The sequence below is a fragment of the Clostridium sp. KNHs205 genome (assembly GCF_000702945.1).
Lineage (GTDB): Bacteria > Bacillota > Clostridia > Lachnospirales > Lachnospiraceae > Anaerocolumna.
This window is the reverse complement of record NZ_JNLE01000005.1, coordinates 947,452-967,554: the sequence shown is the minus strand read 5'-3', so window position 1 is coordinate 967,554 and position 20,103 is coordinate 947,452. Positions and strand designations below refer to the sequence as shown.

At 38.3% G+C, this 20,103-nt stretch carries 15 protein-coding genes; 12 read left to right on the top strand and 3 right to left on the bottom strand.

What is annotated here, in order from left to right; all coding sequences use genetic code 11:
• Window positions 1–34 precede the first annotated feature (34 nt).
• From BR73_RS0123790 to BR73_RS0123765, 6 genes are all read left to right on the top strand, one after another.
• Entirely contained in the window at window positions 35–1,942 is a 1,908-nt protein-coding gene (locus BR73_RS0123790) for an ABC transporter ATP-binding protein (protein WP_033168908.1), read from the top strand.
• Between the two features lie 812 nt (window positions 1,943–2,754).
• Window positions 2,755–3,891, top strand: a complete 1,137-nt coding sequence (locus tag BR73_RS0123785) for a sodium ion-translocating decarboxylase subunit beta (protein ID WP_033168303.1) — start codon at window positions 2,755–2,757, stop codon at window positions 3,889–3,891.
• Between the two features lie 129 nt (window positions 3,892–4,020).
• The gene (locus BR73_RS0123780; RefSeq protein WP_033168302.1) at window positions 4,021–5,427 is read left to right on the top strand and encodes a GNAT family N-acetyltransferase; all 1,407 of its coding nucleotides are present in this window, start codon (window positions 4,021–4,023) and stop codon (window positions 5,425–5,427) included.
• Between the two features lie 60 nt (window positions 5,428–5,487).
• Window positions 5,488–5,949: a peptide-methionine (R)-S-oxide reductase MsrB gene (gene msrB, locus BR73_RS0123775; RefSeq protein WP_033168301.1), complete on the top strand. Its 462-nt coding sequence runs from the start codon at window positions 5,488–5,490 to the stop codon at window positions 5,947–5,949.
• 81 nt (window positions 5,950–6,030) lie between these two features.
• Window positions 6,031–6,360: an AraC family transcriptional regulator gene (locus BR73_RS0123770; protein WP_033168300.1), complete on the top strand. Its 330-nt coding sequence runs from the start codon at window positions 6,031–6,033 to the stop codon at window positions 6,358–6,360.
• Between the two features lie 65 nt (window positions 6,361–6,425).
• Window positions 6,426–7,301 (top strand): methionyl aminopeptidase, encoded by an 876-nt coding sequence (locus BR73_RS0123765; RefSeq protein ID WP_033168299.1) that lies wholly within the window; start codon window positions 6,426–6,428, stop codon window positions 7,299–7,301.
• 425 nt (window positions 7,302–7,726) lie between these two features.
• Here the strand turns inward: BR73_RS0123765 and BR73_RS0123760 are convergent, their stop codons facing one another.
• On the bottom strand, window positions 7,727–8,974 hold the full coding sequence (locus BR73_RS0123760) for an NAD(P)-dependent oxidoreductase (RefSeq protein ID WP_033168298.1): 1,248 nt from the start codon (window positions 8,972–8,974) through the stop codon (window positions 7,727–7,729).
• A gap of 269 nt (window positions 8,975–9,243) precedes the next feature.
• Between BR73_RS0123760 and BR73_RS0123755 the strand changes: the two genes are divergently transcribed.
• Window positions 9,244–10,269: a LacI family DNA-binding transcriptional regulator gene (locus BR73_RS0123755; RefSeq protein WP_033168297.1), complete on the top strand. Its 1,026-nt coding sequence runs from the start codon at window positions 9,244–9,246 to the stop codon at window positions 10,267–10,269.
• Between the two features lie 158 nt (window positions 10,270–10,427).
• Here BR73_RS0123755 and BR73_RS0123750 read toward each other — a convergent pair whose 3' ends face one another.
• The gene (locus BR73_RS0123750; RefSeq protein ID WP_033168296.1) at window positions 10,428–10,715 is read right to left on the bottom strand and encodes a hypothetical protein; all 288 of its coding nucleotides are present in this window, start codon (window positions 10,713–10,715) and stop codon (window positions 10,428–10,430) included.
• Window positions 10,716–11,520: 805 nt separating this feature from the next.
• Here BR73_RS0123750 and BR73_RS0123745 point away from each other — a divergent pair.
• From BR73_RS0123745 to BR73_RS0123730, 4 genes are all read left to right on the top strand, one after another.
• A complete protein-coding gene (locus BR73_RS0123745) occupies window positions 11,521–12,486 on the top strand; it encodes an ABC transporter permease subunit (protein ID WP_033168295.1) in 966 nt (321 codons plus the stop codon).
• A gap of 43 nt (window positions 12,487–12,529) precedes the next feature.
• The gene (locus BR73_RS0123740) at window positions 12,530–13,432 is read left to right on the top strand and encodes a carbohydrate ABC transporter permease (protein ID WP_033168294.1); all 903 of its coding nucleotides are present in this window, start codon (window positions 12,530–12,532) and stop codon (window positions 13,430–13,432) included.
• 76 nt (window positions 13,433–13,508) lie between these two features.
• Entirely contained in the window at window positions 13,509–15,125 is a 1,617-nt protein-coding gene (locus BR73_RS0123735; protein WP_033168293.1) for an extracellular solute-binding protein, read from the top strand.
• 756 nt (window positions 15,126–15,881) lie between these two features.
• Window positions 15,882–17,627 carry a beta-galactosidase family protein gene (locus BR73_RS0123730; protein ID WP_033168292.1) on the top strand — a complete coding sequence of 582 codons (1,746 nt, stop codon included), beginning with the start codon at window positions 15,882–15,884 and terminating at the stop codon, window positions 17,625–17,627.
• Window positions 17,628–17,722: 95 nt separating this feature from the next.
• Here BR73_RS0123730 and BR73_RS0123725 read toward each other — a convergent pair whose 3' ends face one another.
• Window positions 17,723–19,090, bottom strand: coding sequence for an MATE family efflux transporter (locus BR73_RS0123725; RefSeq protein WP_033168291.1), 1,368 nt, complete (start codon window positions 19,088–19,090; stop codon window positions 17,723–17,725).
• Window positions 19,091–19,189: 99 nt separating this feature from the next.
• Between BR73_RS0123725 and BR73_RS0123720 the strand changes: the two genes are divergently transcribed.
• On the top strand, window positions 19,190–20,095 hold the full coding sequence (locus BR73_RS0123720) for an AraC family transcriptional regulator (protein WP_033168290.1): 906 nt from the start codon (window positions 19,190–19,192) through the stop codon (window positions 20,093–20,095).
• The last annotated feature ends 8 nt before the right edge of the window (window positions 20,096–20,103 follow it).

The window sequence follows — 20,103 nt, the reverse complement described above, 5'->3', positions numbered from 1 at the left end:
AGAACAACAGAATGGATTTCTGACAGAAGGCTCTATGGGAATAGAGGATAAAAAGAAGAATAAGAAGATGATAAAACCCGGCAGCAGACCTAAAAATGCAGGTAAAACCTTAAAGAGAATCTTTCTATACATGTCTGCTTATCGATTCCGTTTAGGCTTGGTGTTAGTAGGTATAGCCATCAGTTCCCTGGCACAGATAGCAGGAACTGCTTATCTGAAGACAGTGGTGGATGAATATCTGGCACCACTGTTAAAGGAATATGACAGCTCCTTATTTCAGGGTTTTATTAGGACACTGTTCATTATGGCTGGTATTTATCTGGCCGGTATCTTATCAACGTATATTTACAGCAGGATAATGCTCAGTATTTCGACAGGCACTCTATACCGTATCCGTACGGACCTGTTTAAAAAGATGGAATCTCTGCCGGTTAAATATTTTGATACCCATCCCCATGGCGATGTTATGAGCCGTTACACCAATGATACGGATACGATCAGAGAGCTTTTCAGCAATACCGTTGCAAACTTTATTGCATCTGCTATCAGTGTGACAGGTGTATTCATCATGATGCTCTACTTAAGTTGGCAATTGACCATACTGGTAATCCTTATGGTAATTCTTATGGTATTTATTATCAAGAACATAGGTAAACGAAGCGGCTCACGCTTTAAAGCACAACAGAAATATTTAGGTGAAGTAAACGGCTATATTGAAGAAATGTTCGAAGGACAGAGGGTTGTTAAGGTATTCTGCCATGAGGAAGAATCCAAAGAGCAATTCAGAGAAATGAATGATAAGCTTTGTGAGGCTGCAACCAGCGCCAATGCCTCTGCCAGCGTATTGATGCCTATTATGGGTAACCTTTCTTATGCGCTGTATGCAATAACAGCAATATTTGGAGGTATTCTCTCACTTGGCGGACAATTGACCATTGGTGCGGTAGTTGCGTTTCTTCAATATACCAGAAATTTCTCCATGCCCATTACACAGATGTCACAGCAGTTTAACTCCATACTGTCAGCCTTAGCGGGTGCGGAGAGAATCTTTGATATGATCGATGAAGAACCGGAAGTGGATGACGGTTACGTAACGCTTATCTATGCAAAAGAAAACAGTGACGGAACTCTCTCAGAAGCCAGTGAAAAGACTGGAATCTGGGCTTGGAAGCATCCTCACCAGGATGGTACCATAACTTATACCAGGGTAAAAGGTGAAGTGGAATTCGATAATGTAACCTTTGGTTATGTACCGGAAAAGACAGTATTAAATGGAGTATCCCTTTATGCAAAGGTTGGACAGAAAATCGCCTTTGTAGGCTCTACCGGTGCCGGTAAGACCACCATTACGAACCTGATTAACCGTTTCTATGATGTACCAGATGGTAAGATTCGTTATGATGGCATCAATATCAATAAGATTAAGAAAGATGATCTAAGACGTTCCCTTGCCATGGTATTACAGGATTCCCACCTGTTTACAGGAACGGTTCTTGAAAATATTCGTTATGGAAGACCTGATGCAACGGATGAGGAAGTGAAGGCAGCAGCCAAATTAGCCAATGCCCATTCCTTTATCAAGCATCTGCCAAAGGGTTATGATACCCTTCTGACAGCTGATGGCGCAAACCTGTCTCAGGGACAGAGACAGCTGCTTACCATAGCAAGAGCTGCTGTGGCAGATCCTCCGGTACTCATACTGGATGAAGCTACTTCCTCTATTGATACACGTACAGAAGCCCTTATTGAAAAAGGCATGGACGGACTGATGGAGGGAAGAACGGTATTTGTAATAGCTCACAGATTGTCTACTGTACGTAATTCTCATGCCATTATGGTTTTGGAAAATGGTCAGATCATTGAAAGAGGAAACCATGAGAGCCTGATAAGTCAGAAAGGTAAGTATTATCAGCTTTATACAGGGATGTTTGAATTGTCGTAGAAAGAATTGGGTGTGGCAGCGGATGATGATAAGGGAGGAGCCTTATTCCACTAAAGTGCCAGTAACCGTTCCTGGAAGGTAAAAAAGTGCCAGACTCACTGCTAGTTTGTGAGGATGGAGGGCATTACGCTCAGCTATTGGCACTGTTTTACCTGGTCGCGGTTTCTGACTCTTAAGTGTCAGAAGGAATCTCTCCAAGCAAAACGAGGAAACATAAATCCCTTATCATCTGATTGTTGCTCTATGGTTTACTTAGAGTTGGAGGCATTAAGTGTGAAGCAGAGTGGCTATTAAGGATGGAAGAAATAATTAGAGGCAGTAATAATTAATTGTAGTAATTATCTAAGTAAATGGATACAGCGATTCGTGTGATGGAATGCAATTAATTAAAATAAGATTGACAATTAGTATAGTTTTTAGGTATTATTTAGAAAAACAGATTTTTATCCGGTTGGCAGCTGCTAATGCTGTTTCAAGTTTCGGCTTCAGGGTGGTAGCTTCCTTTCAGGAAGCTTTTTTTTAATTATAAACCTATTTTGGGAAAAGGAGGTAAGAAAGATGCCTGTGGGAGATAGCTTAATATATGCATTTTTTTGTATGTTAATCGTTTTTATTGTTCTTATTATGTTATGGGTAGTAATTAAAGCTTTTTCAGCTATTATATGTTTCATCGAAAAGCAACAAAAGAAATAAAGCTTTATTAAATGGATTAAACAGAGCCTTGAGCAGAATAAAATAAATAATATATAAAATTTCACATACACATTAGAGAAGATTCAATCATAGTTTGGAACTTCAGGAAAGAGGTTAGTATGTTAATCGATGCATTATTAAAATTATGGAATCAATCAGGATTTACCCACTTAACCTGGCAAGGGTGCGTTATGCTAGTTATTTCATGTGTTTTAATCTATCTGGCAATTGCAAAGAAATTTGAACCTCTGCTGCTTTTGCCGATTGCTTTTGGAATACTGCTTGCTAATCTGCCTTTGACAGGTCTAATGAATGGACCTTTAAGCAGTTCAGAACCAGGCGGATTACTTTATTATTTATATCAAGGTGTAAAGCTTGGGATATATCCTTCGCTGATTTTTCTCGGAATTGGAGCTATGACAGATTTTGGGCCGCTTATTGCAAGACCCAGCAGCCTGTTAATCGGCGCAGGTGCACAATTTGGAATTGCCATAGCTTTTATACTGGCAATAACACTTAAATTTCTTCCAGGGGAAGCAGCTTCCATTGCAATTATAGGCGGAGCTGACGGACCTACTGCAATTTATCTTGCAACGAGACTGGCACCGGCACTATTGGCACCTATTTCAGTGGCCGCCTACTCTTATATGGCTCTTATACCAATGATTCAGCCTCCCTTAATGAGAATGCTGACGACAAAGAAAGAGCGGGAAATAATGATGGAGCAGGCTCGTAAAGTATCAAAGCTTGAAAAAATATGTTTTCCTGTGATTGTCGCTACACTGTGTATTTTACTGCTTCCTTCAGTTGCACCCCTTATTGGAATGTTAATGCTTGGGAATTTATTAAAAGAATCAGGGGTAGCGGAAAGGCTGTCGGATACGGTGCAGAATGCAATGATTAATATTGTCACTATTTTTTTGGGCGTTACAGTTGGAGCAACAGCGCAAGGGGAGAAATTTTTACAACCAGAGACGGTTAAGATTATATTGCTTGGTTTAATTGCCTTTATATTCAGTACAACTGGCGGTCTGCTGATAGCGAAAGTAATGAGTGTTCTTACAGGCGGCAGAATCAATCCACTCATTGGGTCAGCCGGTGTGTCGGCAGTACCGATGGCTGCACGTGTTTCACAAATTGAAGGTCAGAAAAGCAACCCCAGGAATTACCTGCTAATGCATGCTATGGGACCAAATGTAGCAGGGGTTATAGGATCTGCTGTTGCAGCCGGTATATTATTGTCCTTATTCGGTTAATTGTAAGAAAGCACTTGAAAAAATTGTAAATTACATAAGATGGGATATAATCTACTTGGAATATCCTTAAATATAAGGGGTTTATTCAGTGACTTTAGGTGTGTAAAAGCATACAGATAGGAACGAGGTATGAAAATAGAGAAAGCTGTACTGGGGGATTTAGATAATATTATTACAGTACTTGATGAAGTGACTTTGAGACTTCTTGAGAAAGGAATCCCTCAATGGAATTATCCCTGGTATAGGGAAGAAATAGAAAAAGACCTTCAGTCACAGTATGTTGTAAGAGAAGAAGGAAGAGTCATAGCAGTATTCTCACTCAAACCTCTTGATAGATGTTTTGATCATGAGTCTCAAAGCAAAGAGGATTATTATCTGCATCGGATTGCAGTCTTGCCGGAATATCAAGGAAAAGGGATTGGTGAGAAGATCCTGCGCTATGTACAGAAATTTAGTGTTAAGCACAAGAAAAATATCTATCTGGACTGCTATCAGGGGAATAAGAAGTTAAGACAATTTTATGAAAAGGCAGGCTTTTATTATCAGGGGGATTACCCGGAAGAAAATTATCTGGTCAGTGTCTTTCGATTTCTATGGCAGAAGGATACCCCGGCTAAGAATCGCTTCCGTAATACCTGTAAAAGAAGACAGAAGGAACTGCAGATTGCTAAATGGTCTTTGCTAACAGTCTTCTTCCTTATGCTGATTACCGGTGGTTTTTGGATGTGGGATAATGTCTTTCATCAGAAGATTCCTTTGAATCCAGCGATTGTTGTTGGAAATACAGTTTATTGGCAGGAGGAGGGGAGCATTCTTACCGAACTGCCTTATGGCGCCACAGAAGCAGGAAAGATTGCGGAAGTTTTAAAAGACTATATTTGGCCTTCAAAGGAAATGGAGGCGGTAGGAATCTCTAAAAAGTTAAAAGGCGAGAAAGTTTATCTTGATTCTAATCTTGGTAAAGCTTATATAAAGGACGAGAGTCAGAATTACCTTACCTTTAGCCAGGAATTTACAGTGGCAAATAACAATTACAGTAATGGTTTTTATGGGATGCTCTTGAAAGCCTGCGGTGATAAAGATGCTATCCCACTAAAGGAAATACCCGCTGATTATTCCGTGGAGCAGGCAATAGAGGATAAGATTCCATATTACAAGGAAATCAATAATGGGGTCACATATGATGGAGGAGTCTATACCGGAATCACAAGTGAAGGTGTAGAGTATATGGAAGCTTTCATGCAGAAAGCAAAAGATAAAAAAAATAGTTTTATAAGAATTGGTTATTTTGATAAAAATAATACTTCTTTGGAAAGGTTTATAGATCTATTTTATTATAAAGGTGGTTATTATATATTTTCCGGTGTTAATCCAGATATAGTCAATGCCAGATTTTCCTACTTAATGGCTGGAAGTTATTACTATGATAACGTAAGCAATGTATTTTTATTAAGTCGGAATAAAGAGGGTGCTTCAAGTCTTGATGGTGAAACAGGGATGTCCGGTGTACCGATATTTATAGATTATCAGCAATAGAAGAGACAGTAGAAACAAACATATTTATTAACAATGGTCATTGTAGAAAGGACAACGCATATGGATAAGAATAATGGAAACCCAAAAAAATATAAAAAAGCAGACAAAGAAAGCCTAAAAGATAACCTGACCTCCCTTCAATACAAGGTTGTTATGGAGAATGGTACGGAACCTCCTTTTCAGAATGAATACTGGAATAACTTTCGCGAAGGTATTTATGTTGATATTACTACCGGCGAACCTCTTTTTACCTCCAGGGACAAATTTGAATCCGGCTGCGGCTGGCCTAGTTTTACGAAACCCATTGACTCAGAGATACTGCTGGAAAAAACGGATACCACCCATGGAATGCACCGGACGGAAGTACGCAGCCGTTTAGGAGATGCACATATGGGGCATGTATTTACCGATGGACCGAAGGAGAAGGGGGGATTGCGTTATTGCATTAACAGTGCGGCAGTTCGTTTTGTTCCTGTTGAAGAAATGGAAAAGGAAGGGTATGGGCATTTGCTTCCCTTATAAGATAAAAAATAGATAAAATCTGCAACTTATATCAAGAAAATGTCTGACCGGTATAATATAATAGACTAAAGGAGTGAGTGTATGTCAGCAAAAGTAATTGAAACTATGGTAAACTGGATAGATGAAAATATAACAAATGATCCCACTCTGGAGAGAATGGCAGATTTTATCGGTTACTCCCATTATTACTGTTCCTCACAATTTCATGAAGCGGTAGGAATGACCTTTAAACAGTATGTATCGGAAAGAAGATTAACCCACGCTATTACCGATATCACCCAATCCAGAGAAAAGCTTTTGGATATAGCAGTGAAATACGGCTATTCTTCTCAGGCAGCCTTTACCAGGGCTTTTGTCAGCAATTTCGGATATACACCGAATCAATGCAGGAGAGATGCGGATAGGATGTAAAAGCTAAATTATGTTTTTATTATCCTGATAGGTAAGTGTGTAAAGGCACACAGATGGGAGTTAGTATGGAAAAAAAAATAGGTAAAAATGATCCCTGCTGGTGCGGCAGTGGAAATAAATACAAATTCTGTCATGCAAGCTTTGATGATAAGCTTGAGGTATACAGAAGAAACGGCCATAAGGTTCCGCCAAGGAAAATAATAAAAACGCCGGAGCAGATAGAAGGAATCAAGGAAAGCTGCAAGGTCAATATTGCTGTACTGGATTATGTTGGTGAGAATCTTAAAAGCGGGATGTCCACGGAGGATATAAACCGAATGGTACATGAGAAGACTCTCCAACTGGGAGGAATTCCTGCACCCCTGAATTACAATGGTTTTCCAAAGAGTGTATGTACCTCCATTAACAGTCAGGTATGCCACGGCATTCCGTCAGAAGAAGACATTTTAGAAGAGGGAGATATCATTAATGTTGACGTGTCCACTATCTATAATGGTTACTTCTCAGATTCCTCCAGAATGTATATGATTGGTGAGGTCAGTGAGGAGAAGCAGAAGCTGGTCCAGGTTGCCAGGGAATGCCTGGAAAAAGGGCTGGAGCAGGTGAAGCCCTGGGGCTTTTTAGGAGATATGGGGCAAGCCGTTAATGATCATGCTAAGAAAAATGGTTATACAATAGTAAGGGAAATCGGCGGTCATGGTGTGGGTATTGAATTTCACGAAGAACCCTGGGTAAGCTATGTCAGCAGAAAAGGCAAGGAAATGCTTTTGGCTCCGGGAATGATCTTTACTATTGAACCTATGGTGAATATGGGGACAAATGAGATTTTTATCGATGAAGCAGATGACTGGACTGTTTACACGGCAGATGGTGCACCCTCTGCACAGTGGGAGATTATGGTGCTGGTAACTGAAGAAGGTTATGAAGTGCTTTGTTATTAGGAGTGAAAGGTTAAAATGTAATATTTCACAAGGGGACTGCAAATTACACAAAACAGAAAAACTCATGCTTCGATTCCAAGGCGTAAGAGTTCTTAATTCTCTGGAATCTCCAGAGAAAGGAATTCTAATGACTTTCCATAGGCATATTCGTTCTTTCTGTTCTGTGTAATTCCCTGAAATTGTATGGAAACAATGCTTTAACACTGAATTTTTTTAGTAAAGCAGTCTAAACAGGTGTTTTGTGTAAGTAACGTATTAGAAGTAGAAAGAAGCTCTTCCTGACATTTATGAATATTTCTGTCGGGGAGAGCTTTTGTATTGCAATGCTTTAAGTTTATACGTTTGGTTCTGGGAAAAACGCCGTAAAAAAGCTTGGAGTGTCTGAAAGAAATTGACTGACGATTTAATTGCCTATAAGTATTGAATTATGCATTAGACGTCTGCTCCATATACTTTATCATAGCTTCAGCTACGACTTTAGATACCCGAACGGCCTCTACTACAGTCTTAGCACCGGTAACAACATCACCGGAAGCAAAGACACCTTCTCTGGTGGTCCGGCCAAATTCATCGGTTACCAGCAGACCTCTGTTATTTACATCAATACCCTTGGAATTATTAACTATATTTCTTCTTGGACTCTGGCCAACTGCAAGTATAACGGAATCGCAGGGAAAGAGTCCTTCATTATCTTCCAGAATTTTAACCGTCTCTTTTCCTTTTTCATCCTTATCGATTACTTCTGTTTCATGGTATTTAACACCAGAATCGGTAATCTCAAAAGGCGCTCTGTAGAAACTGAACTTAACGCCGTCAAGTTTTGCATATTCAATCTCAACAGGCTCTGCTTCTATACTTGTTTCTCCTTTTCGGTAGAGAATCGTTACTTCTCTGGAGCCGTTTCTTAAGGCAGTCCGGGCAACATCCATAGCAACGTTACCGGCACCAATGATGCAGACTCTTTTACCCAGTGAATAAGCATCGGGACTCTTGAGATAATCGATGGCAAAATGTACATGTCCCAGTGTCTCGCCCTTTATTCTTAAGGTATTAGGGTTCCATACACCCGTTCCGATAAATACAGCACTATAACCATCCCGGAACAGATCTTCTACCGTTATAATAGGTCCAATTAAAGTGTTGGGGCGGATTTTAATTCCCATTTCAATCAATTTATCTTTAAGCTTATCCAATACAGATTTCGGCAGGCGGAACTCCGGAATACCGTAACGCAGTACACCGCCGATCTTATCGTGAGCTTCAAAAATCGTTATATCGTAACCTTTGGAGGCAAGAATAATGGCAATGGTGATTCCGGCAGGGCCGGAGCCGACTATAGCTGCCTTTTTACCGGATCTTGGCACCTTAGGGCTTTCAACATAATTCAGGTAATAATCAGAGATATAGTTTTCAATCATACCGAATTTTATGGGGTCGCCTTTTCTGTTAAGTATACAATGTCCTTCACATTGTTTCTCATGTGGGCAGACAAGTGAACATACAACGGAAAGTGGATTATTGAGAAACAGCTTTTCTCCCGCCTCTACGATGTTTCCGTCAAGCAGCATATGAATCACTTCATTTACCGGAGTATGAACGGGACATCCTTCTTTACACAAGGGACGTTTGCATTGCAGGCATCTTTTTGCTTCGGAAATTGTTATATCAGACATTAGGTCCTCCTCTTAGATTTTAAAACGTAAACAATTTAATTACATGTAATAAATTTGAAACTATAGTAATTCTATCACATATGAAGTAAAATAACCAGTAAACCTTTACGAAAAGCAGCGAAAAATTAAAGGACTTGACTTGATGATGTAAATTATATTATTATTACAGTGCGAAAGCGAAAATGGAGAAATATAAGCTGAATTCTGCTTATGCAATGACTATTTACTGAAGATGGTCATGAAAATGTTACATAATAAGGGGTCAGGTAATGAGTGAGAAGGCAATAACTGTATATGACATAGCCAGAGAAGCGGGTGTATCTCCGGCTACGGTATCAAGGGTGTTAACAAATAATGCCAGGGTTAGCGAAGAGAAAAGAGTAAGAATTGAGGAAATCATTAAAAAATATGATTTCGAACCAAACGGCTTAGCCAGAAGTCTGAGCAAACAGGAAACAAAAACCATTGGAATGATGGTTCCTGATATCCGCAATCCGTACTTCTCTAATATATTTATTGAGTGCGAGATGGTTGCCAGCCAATATGGCTATAATATGATTTTATGCAATACTATGAACGATCTTTCTTCCGAATTGAGCCATCTTAAGAATCTGTGTGAAAAGCATGTAGACGCTATTATACAGGTAGGGGGCAATGCCGATGAAATCAGACCGGATGAAGAGTATGTGAAATTAATTAATAAAACAGCGAAAAAGATGCCCGTGGTAGTTGGTGGTGAATTTCCAGGAGCGGAATGCTACAAGGTCTACACAGAAAAAGAGCATGGAATGAAAGAACTGATTGATTACCTGTTAAGCTGCGGTCATAAGAAGGTTAATCTGGTGGGAGGACGTAATACGGTTATACCTACCGTAAGAAAGAGGGAGTCCTTAAAAAACTGCCTGAAGCTTCATAATCTTGAGTTGGCCGATGAACTTATAATTGACTGTAAATATGATATAGATGGCGGATATGCAGCGATGAAACAGCTTCTTAGCAGTCATAATCTGCCGGAAGTCATTATTGCAGTGAATGACCAGGTAGCAATGGGTATTCTGAAAGCCTGTCAGGAAATGAAAATTAAAATTCCTGCTGATATTTCTTTGGTAGCCTATGATGATACGTCCTTTTCTGAAATAGCAACGCCTCAGTTAACCTCAGTTAACTACAATTTGAAAATGCATTCTGAGAAAATGATGAAAACGATAATTGATATAATCAGCGGCAGTGAAACAGAAAAGGTAAAGTCGGTGGATACTTATCTGACAATCCGTGAATCCTGTAGGAATGTATAGTGGTAATGAGAGTATTGCAACTTTTTTGAGATATTATAAACATGATTACTGTTTACTTCAAATAATTGATTGAAGAAACCTCATACTATTAATAAAATAAAGCTCGCTGAACTTAAATTAAGATTCAGTGAGCTTTATTATTTCGATTATATTATTATTTATCTATTGGGGTCAAAAAGTATTTGATTTGCGTAAGCATCTTGATATGTTTGATAAATATTTGATTCTTTTAGAGTATCTCTTACTTTTTCTGTTGAATTTTCTTGGCTTATACTATCTTGATCTATTGTATTTGCGTTTCCTTTATCTGTAGCTTTTTCCAGATCAACATCATTTATTAAAACAGTAGTATTAATACCGGAAGCCGTATAGGAACCATCTTCAACCCGTTCTCTAACATTAAACACATAATACTGATTTTCAATAGGCAGAATATCATCCTCCATAAGTATATAGTAAGAGGAATCCTTTGAAAGTCCTCCTTCTTTGTTAACTGTAATAGTGTCATCGAATAGTATGTAGAACTACTGTAACCAATAAATTTAAAACTTTTTTCTTATTCATAGATTCCTCCTTTAATGTCTAATAAAGTATTCAAAAAGCAACTACTACGATAGTAATTAAATAATAATATATCTAATGGAAAATATCAACAATTTTGTCCTGTTGTTGATCGATTATTGTAGTAAAATAACAAAGATTTATAAGGTTAATAAAAGAATAAACTGCAATTGCTAAAACATAAAGAAAGTATATTACTATCATAAGAGTGCAAAAATACTGAATCAATGGTTATTATGCTGATAAGTGTAAAACGTTATTTTACTAACAATGTAGAATATGTGAAGGAAATATCAGCATTTATAAAGCATTCATAAATAAAATGTTAAAAATCACAAATATACCTCTTGACAAGAAAAAAGCTTATTGTTATAATCGTGATATGAAAGCGATTTCAATAACTACCATTACAACAGAATGCACAATACAAAGCACGATAGAGGTAAACATGTTATTTGAAGATAAATCGCATTTTTTTAATAATCACTATGAAAGCGGTTTCTTATAAGGCATTAATAGGGCAGAATTGCTGATAATATGATATACAGTATAAATGCCTAAAAAGCTATTATGAAAAGTATACAAGGCTATAAGCAGCAGAGAATATTTTTCGTCTATGAATTTTAATATCTGATTTTACAGATATTAAGGAGAGAGGCTGGAATTGAAAGTTGGATAAGGAGAAGAAGCATGAAAAGAAAACAAAAAGCAGAAGCAGCTAGTGTATCGACAGTGGGAAAGACATCATTTATCAAAAATTTATGGAAATACAGGGTACTTTGCTTTATGTGTCTTCCTGCCATTTTATTTTTCCTGGTATTTTCCTACATACCTATGCCAGGTGCGTACATTGCCTTTACCAATTTCAATTATGCCAAAGGAATCTTCGGCAGTGAATTTGTTGGTTTCGACAATTTTAAGTTCCTGTTTACTTCCGGCAAGATTACAATGCTGACAAGGAATACGCTCCTTTATAATCTGGCATTTATATTGATAGGAAATACACTTCAGATTTTTGTAGCTATCCTCTTAAATGAGATTAGAAATAAACACTTTAAAAAGGTCACTCAGACATTTATGTTCCTGCCTTACTTTATTTCGGCAGTACTTGTAGGTCTTTTAGTTTATAACCTGTTAAATTATGATTTTGGTTTTATCAACAGTATTATCAGACAGTTCGGCGGAGAACCCATTAAAGTTTACGCCAACAAGACGGTTTGGCCCTTTATCATAGTACTTGTTCATTTATGGCAGCAGACCGGTTATGGTTCCATCGTTTACTTTGCGGCAATTATGGGTATTGATGCAGAAACAGTTGAGGCTGCAAGGGTAGACGGTGCAAATGCTTTCCAGAAGATCAGATACATTATTCTTCCTGGCTTAAAACCTACTATTATCATATTATTACTGTTCTCCATGGGCAGCATCTTAAAAGGAAACTTTGGATTGTTCTATAATATCATCGGACCATCCAACTCCATGCTGTTCCCTACAACAGATATTATTGAAACCTATGTATTCCGTACCATGATGAATAACTTTAACTTTACTCAGGCAAGTGCGGTAGGTCTTTATCAGTCAGTTTTTGGTTTTGCTCTGGTACTTTTCTGTAACTGGATTGTAAAGAAGATTGACAGTGATTATTCATTATTCTAAATTTCGTTGTTGCTAAAAGTAATAATGCAGAAAAGAGGTCAAAATGCAAGAGAATAGTAAAATTAAACTGGGTTCATCAGATATTATCATAAAAACTGTTGCTTATATATTTATCGGGCTGTTTTCCTTAGCCTGCCTGTTGCCCTTCATATTGATGATATCCACTTCCTTCAGTACGGAAGGACTGATCAGAAAAACAGGTTTTGCAATTATACCGAAGGGTTTCACCACCTACGCATATGAACTGGTATTAAGAAACTCCAAGCAGCTATTCGGTTCTTATGTGGTAACAATATTAATGACAGTAGGCGGTACCTTACTTGGTTTGTTCATTATTTCCATGACAGGATACGCACTGCAGAGAAAGGATTTCCCTTTCCGTAATCAGATATCCTTCTATATTTACTTTACAACACTATTTTCAGGTGGTTTAGTTCCTTTCTACCTGTTGATATCCAAATATCTTGGATTAAAAGACAATTACCTGGCAGTATTCCTGCCGCTGCTGATGTCACCCTGGCTGATTATTCTTATGAAGAATTTTATTAAGGCCATACCCTTTGAGATTACCGAATCCGGAAAGATTGACGGTGCCGGTGATATTACCATCTTTGTCAAGCTGATTCTGCCGATGTTAAAACCGGCCCTTGCAACAATCGGTTTATTCCTGGCTCTTGGTTACTGGAATGAATGGTATAACTCCATGTTGTTCCTTTCCGCTAAGGTAGAATACAGACCCTTACAGTATCACTTGTATAAAATAGTCAACGAGGTTGCTTCCTTAAAGAACTCCGTTGCAGGTTCCAATGTAGTAGTAACTTCACTTCCTCTGGAAACGCTCAAAATGTCTACAGCGGTTGTGGCAACTGGTCCTATCATTTTACTTTACCCTTTTGTACAGAAGTACTTTATCGCAGGTATCACAGTTGGTGCCGTAAAGGGCTAAAGAGCAAGTAACCCGGTGGTGTTTTTCTTCGCAAGGCGAAGTAAACATATATTAATTATATAACAGGAGGAAATTTATGGGGAAAACATTTAAGAAACTACTTAGCCTCTGCCTTATTTTAAGCATGGCTGTCAGCCTTGCTGCATGTGGTCCAAAAAGTAACAATTCCGGACAGGGAACAGATGGCGGTACAACAACTGCTCCGACAGATGGCGGATCAACCGGCGCAATTGATACATCAAAACATGAAGTTATTAAATTCGTCGTACTTGGTAACAAACCTACCAACGGCCGCTTAGAAGCAATGATGACAGAGCTTAACAAAAAGCTTACAGAAAAAGTTAACGCAGAACTTGAGTTATATTATGTAGAGTGGGCTGACTGGCAGACACAGTATAACCTTCTCTTAGCATCCGGAGATTCCACAATTGACTTAATCGGTACAGCTACTGACTGGTTAGATGCATGGCCTAACTCCAAGAAAGGTGCTTTCTTAGAATTAACAGATGATATGTTAAAGACTTATGCACCTCAGACCTATGCTTCCGTTTCAGAAGATCATTGGAACATGTGCAAATATGACGGTAAGATTTATTTAATACCTGAAGATAACTATAAACAGTGGACAAATCACGGCTTTATGTACCGTGGAGACTGGGCTAAACAGTTCGGTTTAACAAATGGTGTTAACAGCTTTGCTGATCTTGGTAAGTACTTCCAGGGTATCAAAGACAACTATCCTGATGTTATTCCCTGGGATGCAGCAGCAAGCGGCCAGGCATTTGGTTCTCAGTTAGCTGGTGGTTACTTCCAGTCCAATACACAGACTCTTTTCCTTGACGGTTTAGAAGTTCCTGTTTTCTTCGGTGCTTCCAAAGATGATCCTTTTACACTTGTTTCTCCTTACATGGAAGGTCAGGAATACATCGACTTTGCTAAGCTGATGAAACAGTGGGGCGATGCCGGATACTGGAGAGAAGACGTTCTCAACTACACAGGAGATACACGTGAAGAGTTCTATGCAGGTCAGACTGGTGCAGATCAGCATCATACTCAGACTTACTACACAACAGTACGTCCTCAGATGGATATCAAACAACCCGGTTCTGATGTACAGTTCTTCTCTTTCTCAGAGCCAAGCAAGAACCTTGTAAACCTTATTATCACACATGGTGCTTTAGCAGTAGGTGCTAACTCCAAGCATCCTGAAAGAGCTTTAATGGTATATGACTTACTTCGTAATGATGAAGAAATCTACCGTTTATTCAACTATGGTATTGAAGGTACAGATTATGTAGTAACAGATGATGGTAAACTTGGCCGTCCTGAAGGATATGATGATTCTACTGATGCTCTTGGTACTAACTTCTGGTATGGACGTAATGATAACTTAGAGCTTGATAACGAAACCTGGTATTCAGGAAAAGCTGATATCTTTGCAAACTATGATTCTTATGCAATTGACTCACCTTACTCACAGCTTGTATTTGAAACTGACGACATTGCATCTTATATGGCTAATATGTCTGATGTATTTGCAAGTTATGTAACTGCTATTGCTTTCGGTAAAGCCGGAGATCCTGAGAAAGCTGTTGCTGATTTCAGAAAAGCAATGAAAGATGCAGGATATGATGAAGTGTATAAAGTACTTCAGGATCAGTTAACTGCTTACAAAGAGTATTTAGGCAAATAATAATTACGGAGTTACTGATTAATGTAACCTGTGAATAAATAAGTTGACCCAAAAGCTTCATACAAGTTGCAATGTTAATTTGTGGCTTGTATGGAGCTTTACAACTTTACAGGTAGAATAATGTTATACTAAGTAAATATTTGTGATATTAAATTCCACTTAAATAATATTTTTTGCTTCTTCCAGTTATAAATAGCTCATATGTCAAGCCTATTTGTATCTGGAAGAGGTAAAAACAATAATACATCAAATATGAATGTAAAATATAGAATACAACAAATATGAAATGCATCAGAATATGAAATACATTAAATATGAAATACATCAAATATGGAATACAACAATATGTAATACAACAAATATGTAATACAACAAATATGAAATACAACAAATATGAAATACAACAAATATGAAATACATCAGAATATGAAATACATCAAATATGGAATACAACAAATATGGAATACAACAAATATGAAAATACATTAAATATGGGATACATCAGTAGTAATTAATTTCACTGAACTGGTGTAATAATAAGTAATTTTTGAAAGTTAAGTTTAAGTTGTAAACATCGTTATAATTTGTCAATTATAGATATGTTAGCAGAAGTATAATCCCAATATCTTTATACATCTTAAAATACTTTTAGATATTTATATAATCATAAATCAGGATATAAGCGCAAGAACATACACAGGTGAATGCTGCTTAACATAAAGAAATATCCAGTTGCAGAAAGGAAGGTTATCTAGCATGCAGAACAAGTTTGACATAAGGGATAAATTTTACCTTAATGGAGATGAAATACAAATAATTTCAGGTGGAATACATTATTTTCGTGTTGTACCTGAGTATTGGAAAGACAGATTGGAAAAATTAAAGGCCATGGGATGTAACACTGTTGAAACTTATGTGCCCTGGAATCTTCATGAGGAAGAGAAGGGGAAATTTAATTTTAACGGTATTCTTGATATAAAGAAATTTATTGAAATAGCAGGAGAACTGGGACTCTGGGTTATTGTAAGACCCTCACCTTATATCTGCGCAGAATGGGAGTTTGGCGGGCTTCCGGCCTGGCTGCTAAAAGAGGATGGTATGCGCCTGCGCGGACTTTATGAGCCTTTCTTGAACCATGTGAAGAGTTATTACAAGGAATTGTTTAAGATACTGACCCCTCTACAGATTAATTACGGCGGTCCTGTAATAATGATGCAGGTAGAAAACGAATATGGTTATTACGGGGATGATACAGAATATCTTAAGTGGATGGCACAGGTAATGAGAGAGGAAGGTACTGTAGTTCCTCTTGTAACCTCAGACGGACCCTGGGGAGATGCCCTGGAATGCGGAAAAGTAGAAGGTGTACATCCCACCGCTAACTTTGGTTCCAAGGTGGCACAGCAGTTTGAGATTCTTAAAAAGCATACAGACGGTCCTTTAATGTGTATGGAATTCTGGGTAGGCTGGTTTGATAATTGGGGAGTGGACAAGCATCAGACTTCAGATCTGGAAGAGAATAAGAAGGACCTGGAAGAAATTATGAAGACCGGAAATGTCAATATATATATGTTTGAAGGCGGCACGAATTTCGGATTTATGAACGGCTCCAATTATTATGATGTGCTGACCCCGGATGTTACTTCTTATGATTATGATGCAGTTCTCACTGAGAGTGGTAAGCTTACACCAAAATATGAAGCCTTTAAAGAAATCATCGGAAGATACAAAGAACTTCCGGAGGTGACCTTAACTACAGATATAAAAGAAAAGGAATATGGTACAGTCAAACTTCACAGTAAGACCGGTCTGTTTGCAAACCTTGATAATCTGACGGAGAAACAAACCGGTAAATATCCTGTATCAATGGAAAGAGCTGGTCAGAATTACGGATATATCCTGTACCGTTCAACTCTCAAGAAAGAAAAAAACATAGAAAAAATCAGACTCTACGATGCAAACGACAGAGCTCAGATATTTGTGAACCAGGAGTCGGTATTAACGCTTTATGACAGAGAACTTTTAACAGAGAGTGAGCTTTCTATAGAGTTATCGGCTAATAGTCAGCTTGATATTCTGGTAGAAAATATGGGACGTGTGAATTTCGGTCCCAGATTAGAGAAACAGAGAAAAGGAATTGACAGTGGTGTTCAGGTAAATGGTCATCTTATCTTTGATTGGGAGATGTACACATTACCTTTAAAGGATATTGATAAAGTAGATTATGAGAAGGAGTATGAGGAAGGCAGACCAGGGTTTTATAGATTCTTCTTTGAAGCAGAAGAAGCAGGGGACACCTACCTTGATTTTACCGGATGGGGCAAAGGCTGTGCTTTTATCAATGGCTTTAATCTGGGAAGGTATTGGGAAATCGGCCCTCAGAAAAGACTCTATATACCAGCACCTTTGATTAAAAAAGGTAAGAATGAAATTGTGCTGTTTGAGACAGAAGGCAAATGGAAAGATGAAATATTTCTGAGCAGTGAGCCGGATATCGGATAGTTCTTAAATATATGAAGAAAAAAGAAGCACCATGGCTTTCTGACCGAAGTAGAATGACATGGTGCTTTTTCTATCTGGAGGAGAATAAGAGGCAGCTAAACAATGGTTTTTGCCTTCCACTTACCGCTTTGAAAGCGTCTGAAGTATAGTATTCCCCGGAACAGCTCATCCATAGCAAAAGCAATCCAACAGCCTAAGAGCCCTAAACCAAAAACAATACCCAGGAGATAAGCAAAGAGGATACTTATGAACCAACAGGAGGTGAGGGAAATTATCATAGGATAGAAGACATCTCCTGCTCCTCTTAAGGAACTATTTTCAATGTGGTTAAATCCCCGGCCTATTTCTACCAGTATGTCAAAGAGCATAATCTGATGACCGACTGCAATAATGGCAGGATCGTCCGTGAATATACCAAGCAGAGGTTTCCCCAGCAGAAAAATAACCACGGAGAAGAAGATGTTACACAGCAAGGTTATTTTCAGATTCTGCTTATTCAGCTGCATAGCCTGTGTATATTTCCGGGCACCCGCCAAACGGCTGATAATAAGAGAGGTTGCCTGTCCCAGAGCCAGTCCGATAACATACACATAGAAGAATATGTTATCCAGATATATTTTGGTGGACACTGCTTCAGTTCCGATGAAGGCTACAATAGAAGTAGAGACCACCTGGGAAAGTGAATAGGACAGATTGGCTATGCCTCCCGGGACACCGATGTAGAGTATTTTCGTTATAAGGTTTAGCTTTCTAAAGATTTCTTTGTGAAAATGAGGAAAGAAACCGGAGCGTTTTAGCAGGAAGAACATAAGTATCATACCAAAACATTGGCTGATTACAGAGGATACTGCGATTCCCCAGACCCCTCTTAGAGGAATTTCAAAAGGTCTGAATACCACCAGGATATTTAACAGAGCATTGATCAAATTAACAAGCAATGAGATTTTAACAGCTGTTTTTGGCTTGCCATAACTCCTGAAAATGCTGGATAAGGCGGAATACACTGCCTGAAAGAAGGAAAAGGTGATGCAGATACGGAAGTATAGGATTGCATCTGACAAAAGCTCGCCTTTCAGGTTCATCATGGTAAGTATAGGTCTGGCGGACAAGGCAAGGCTAATTCCGATTACCAGGCTTAGGGCAGCGCTGAAGAAGATTGATATAATACTTGCATCACCTGCAGTTTCCTTCTTGCCTGCCCCCAGATTCTGGCTGATGACGATGGAAGAGCCGGCACTGACCACACCATAGAAGGTGAATATCATATTAATAAGCTGTGTTGCTGCACCAACAGCTGCAACAGAGTTTTGGGAATAGTGGCTTAAGGAAAGTGTATTAATGGTACCCATGGTATTAATAAGAACCATTTCAATAAAAAACGGGAGAAACAGTGAGGATAAAGTTATGGTACCCGAGGGGGTCTCAATTTTATTCAACTGTTTATCATAAGAAAACAAAGCCATATCAGGATCCTTTCATTGCATCGTTCTGACCCACCCACTTTGTAGTATACTGCGTTGGGATTGTGGAAAAATAATAGTAAAAAGAAAGGCAGATGTAATATGTTCTATGAATTGAATTCCAGACAGATTCCAAGAGTGCGATTAATGAATACAGCAGCCATACAACCGCCTTTTGTACATAACAAAAGAAGGGCAGAGGAGTATATCATCTATGTAATAAAAAAAGGTGAGATGTATCTGAAAGAAGGCAATGTTAATTACGTGCTTCAAACAGGTGATTTTCTTCTTCTTGACAAAGAGTACTTCCATGAAGGCTACAAGGCTTCTCACTGTGAATATTATTATCTGCATTTTAAACAGGAAGATATCAGAAGATTTCCCATGCCTCCGGAAGAGGAATTTATTAAATTTATCTTGTCAAGACACAACGATTCTCTTAAAAGCGATCCTTTTTCTTATAAGACCATAGAAAATGATGTCTTGCTGCTGCCCAAATATTATCATTTTAACAGTACGGCGGATTTTATTAAGGTGAGCTGTCTTTTGGATGAGGCCATAAAACATAATAAAGACCATATGGACAATTACAAAATTATGTGTTCCATAAAGGTAATGGAGGCTTTTATAGAAATATATCGAAGTTATTTACTGTACACACTTCAGAAAAGCACCTCTGTTATGCCCAAATCCTATCATAAGGTTCAAAAGCTGTTGGAATATCTTAACACGGAATATGCCAGAAAGATTACCAGTCATGATATAGAAGAAATATCGGGCAGTAATTTTGATTACATAAACCGCATATTTAAGAAAATGACTCATAAAACGATTTTTACTTATCTGAATTCTGTGCGTATTAATCATGCTATGGAGCTGATCACCACCACAAACATGAAAATGTCTGAGGTGGGTCAGTCCGTTGGATTTACGGATTTATATTATTTCAGTAAGGTATTCAAAAAAGCGGTAGGGGTATCTCCATCTAATTACAACAGAGAAGGCTGAAGTAATTC

Bases quoted from the DNA above. Each gene is read 5' to 3' on its own strand.
- BR73_RS0123790 (WP_033168908.1), top strand. From the start codon at position 35: ATGGGAATAGAGGATAAAAAGAAGAATAAGAAGATGATAAAACCCGGC.
- BR73_RS0123785 (WP_033168303.1), top strand. From the start codon at position 2,755: ATGTTAATCGATGCATTATTAAAATTATGGAATCAATCAGGATTTACC.
- BR73_RS0123780 (WP_033168302.1), top strand. From the start codon at position 4,021: ATGAAAATAGAGAAAGCTGTACTGGGGGATTTAGATAATATTATTACA.
- msrB (WP_033168301.1), top strand. From the start codon at position 5,488: ATGGATAAGAATAATGGAAACCCAAAAAAATATAAAAAAGCAGACAAA.
- BR73_RS0123770 (WP_033168300.1), top strand. From the start codon at position 6,031: ATGTCAGCAAAAGTAATTGAAACTATGGTAAACTGGATAGATGAAAAT.
- BR73_RS0123765 (WP_033168299.1), top strand. From the start codon at position 6,426: ATGGAAAAAAAAATAGGTAAAAATGATCCCTGCTGGTGCGGCAGTGGA.
- BR73_RS0123760 (WP_033168298.1), bottom strand. From the start codon at position 8,974: ATGTCTGATATAACAATTTCCGAAGCAAAAAGATGCCTGCAATGCAAA.
- BR73_RS0123755 (WP_033168297.1), top strand. From the start codon at position 9,244: ATGAGTGAGAAGGCAATAACTGTATATGACATAGCCAGAGAAGCGGGT.
- BR73_RS0123750 (WP_033168296.1), bottom strand. From the start codon at position 10,715: ATGGAGGATGATATTCTGCCTATTGAAAATCAGTATTATGTGTTTAAT.
- BR73_RS0123745 (WP_033168295.1), top strand. From the start codon at position 11,521: ATGAAAAGAAAACAAAAAGCAGAAGCAGCTAGTGTATCGACAGTGGGA.
- BR73_RS0123740 (WP_033168294.1), top strand. From the start codon at position 12,530: ATGCAAGAGAATAGTAAAATTAAACTGGGTTCATCAGATATTATCATA.
- BR73_RS0123735 (WP_033168293.1), top strand. From the start codon at position 13,509: ATGGGGAAAACATTTAAGAAACTACTTAGCCTCTGCCTTATTTTAAGC.
- BR73_RS0123730 (WP_033168292.1), top strand. From the start codon at position 15,882: ATGCAGAACAAGTTTGACATAAGGGATAAATTTTACCTTAATGGAGAT.
- BR73_RS0123725 (WP_033168291.1), bottom strand. From the start codon at position 19,090: ATGGCTTTGTTTTCTTATGATAAACAGTTGAATAAAATTGAGACCCCC.
- BR73_RS0123720 (WP_033168290.1), top strand. From the start codon at position 19,190: ATGTTCTATGAATTGAATTCCAGACAGATTCCAAGAGTGCGATTAATG.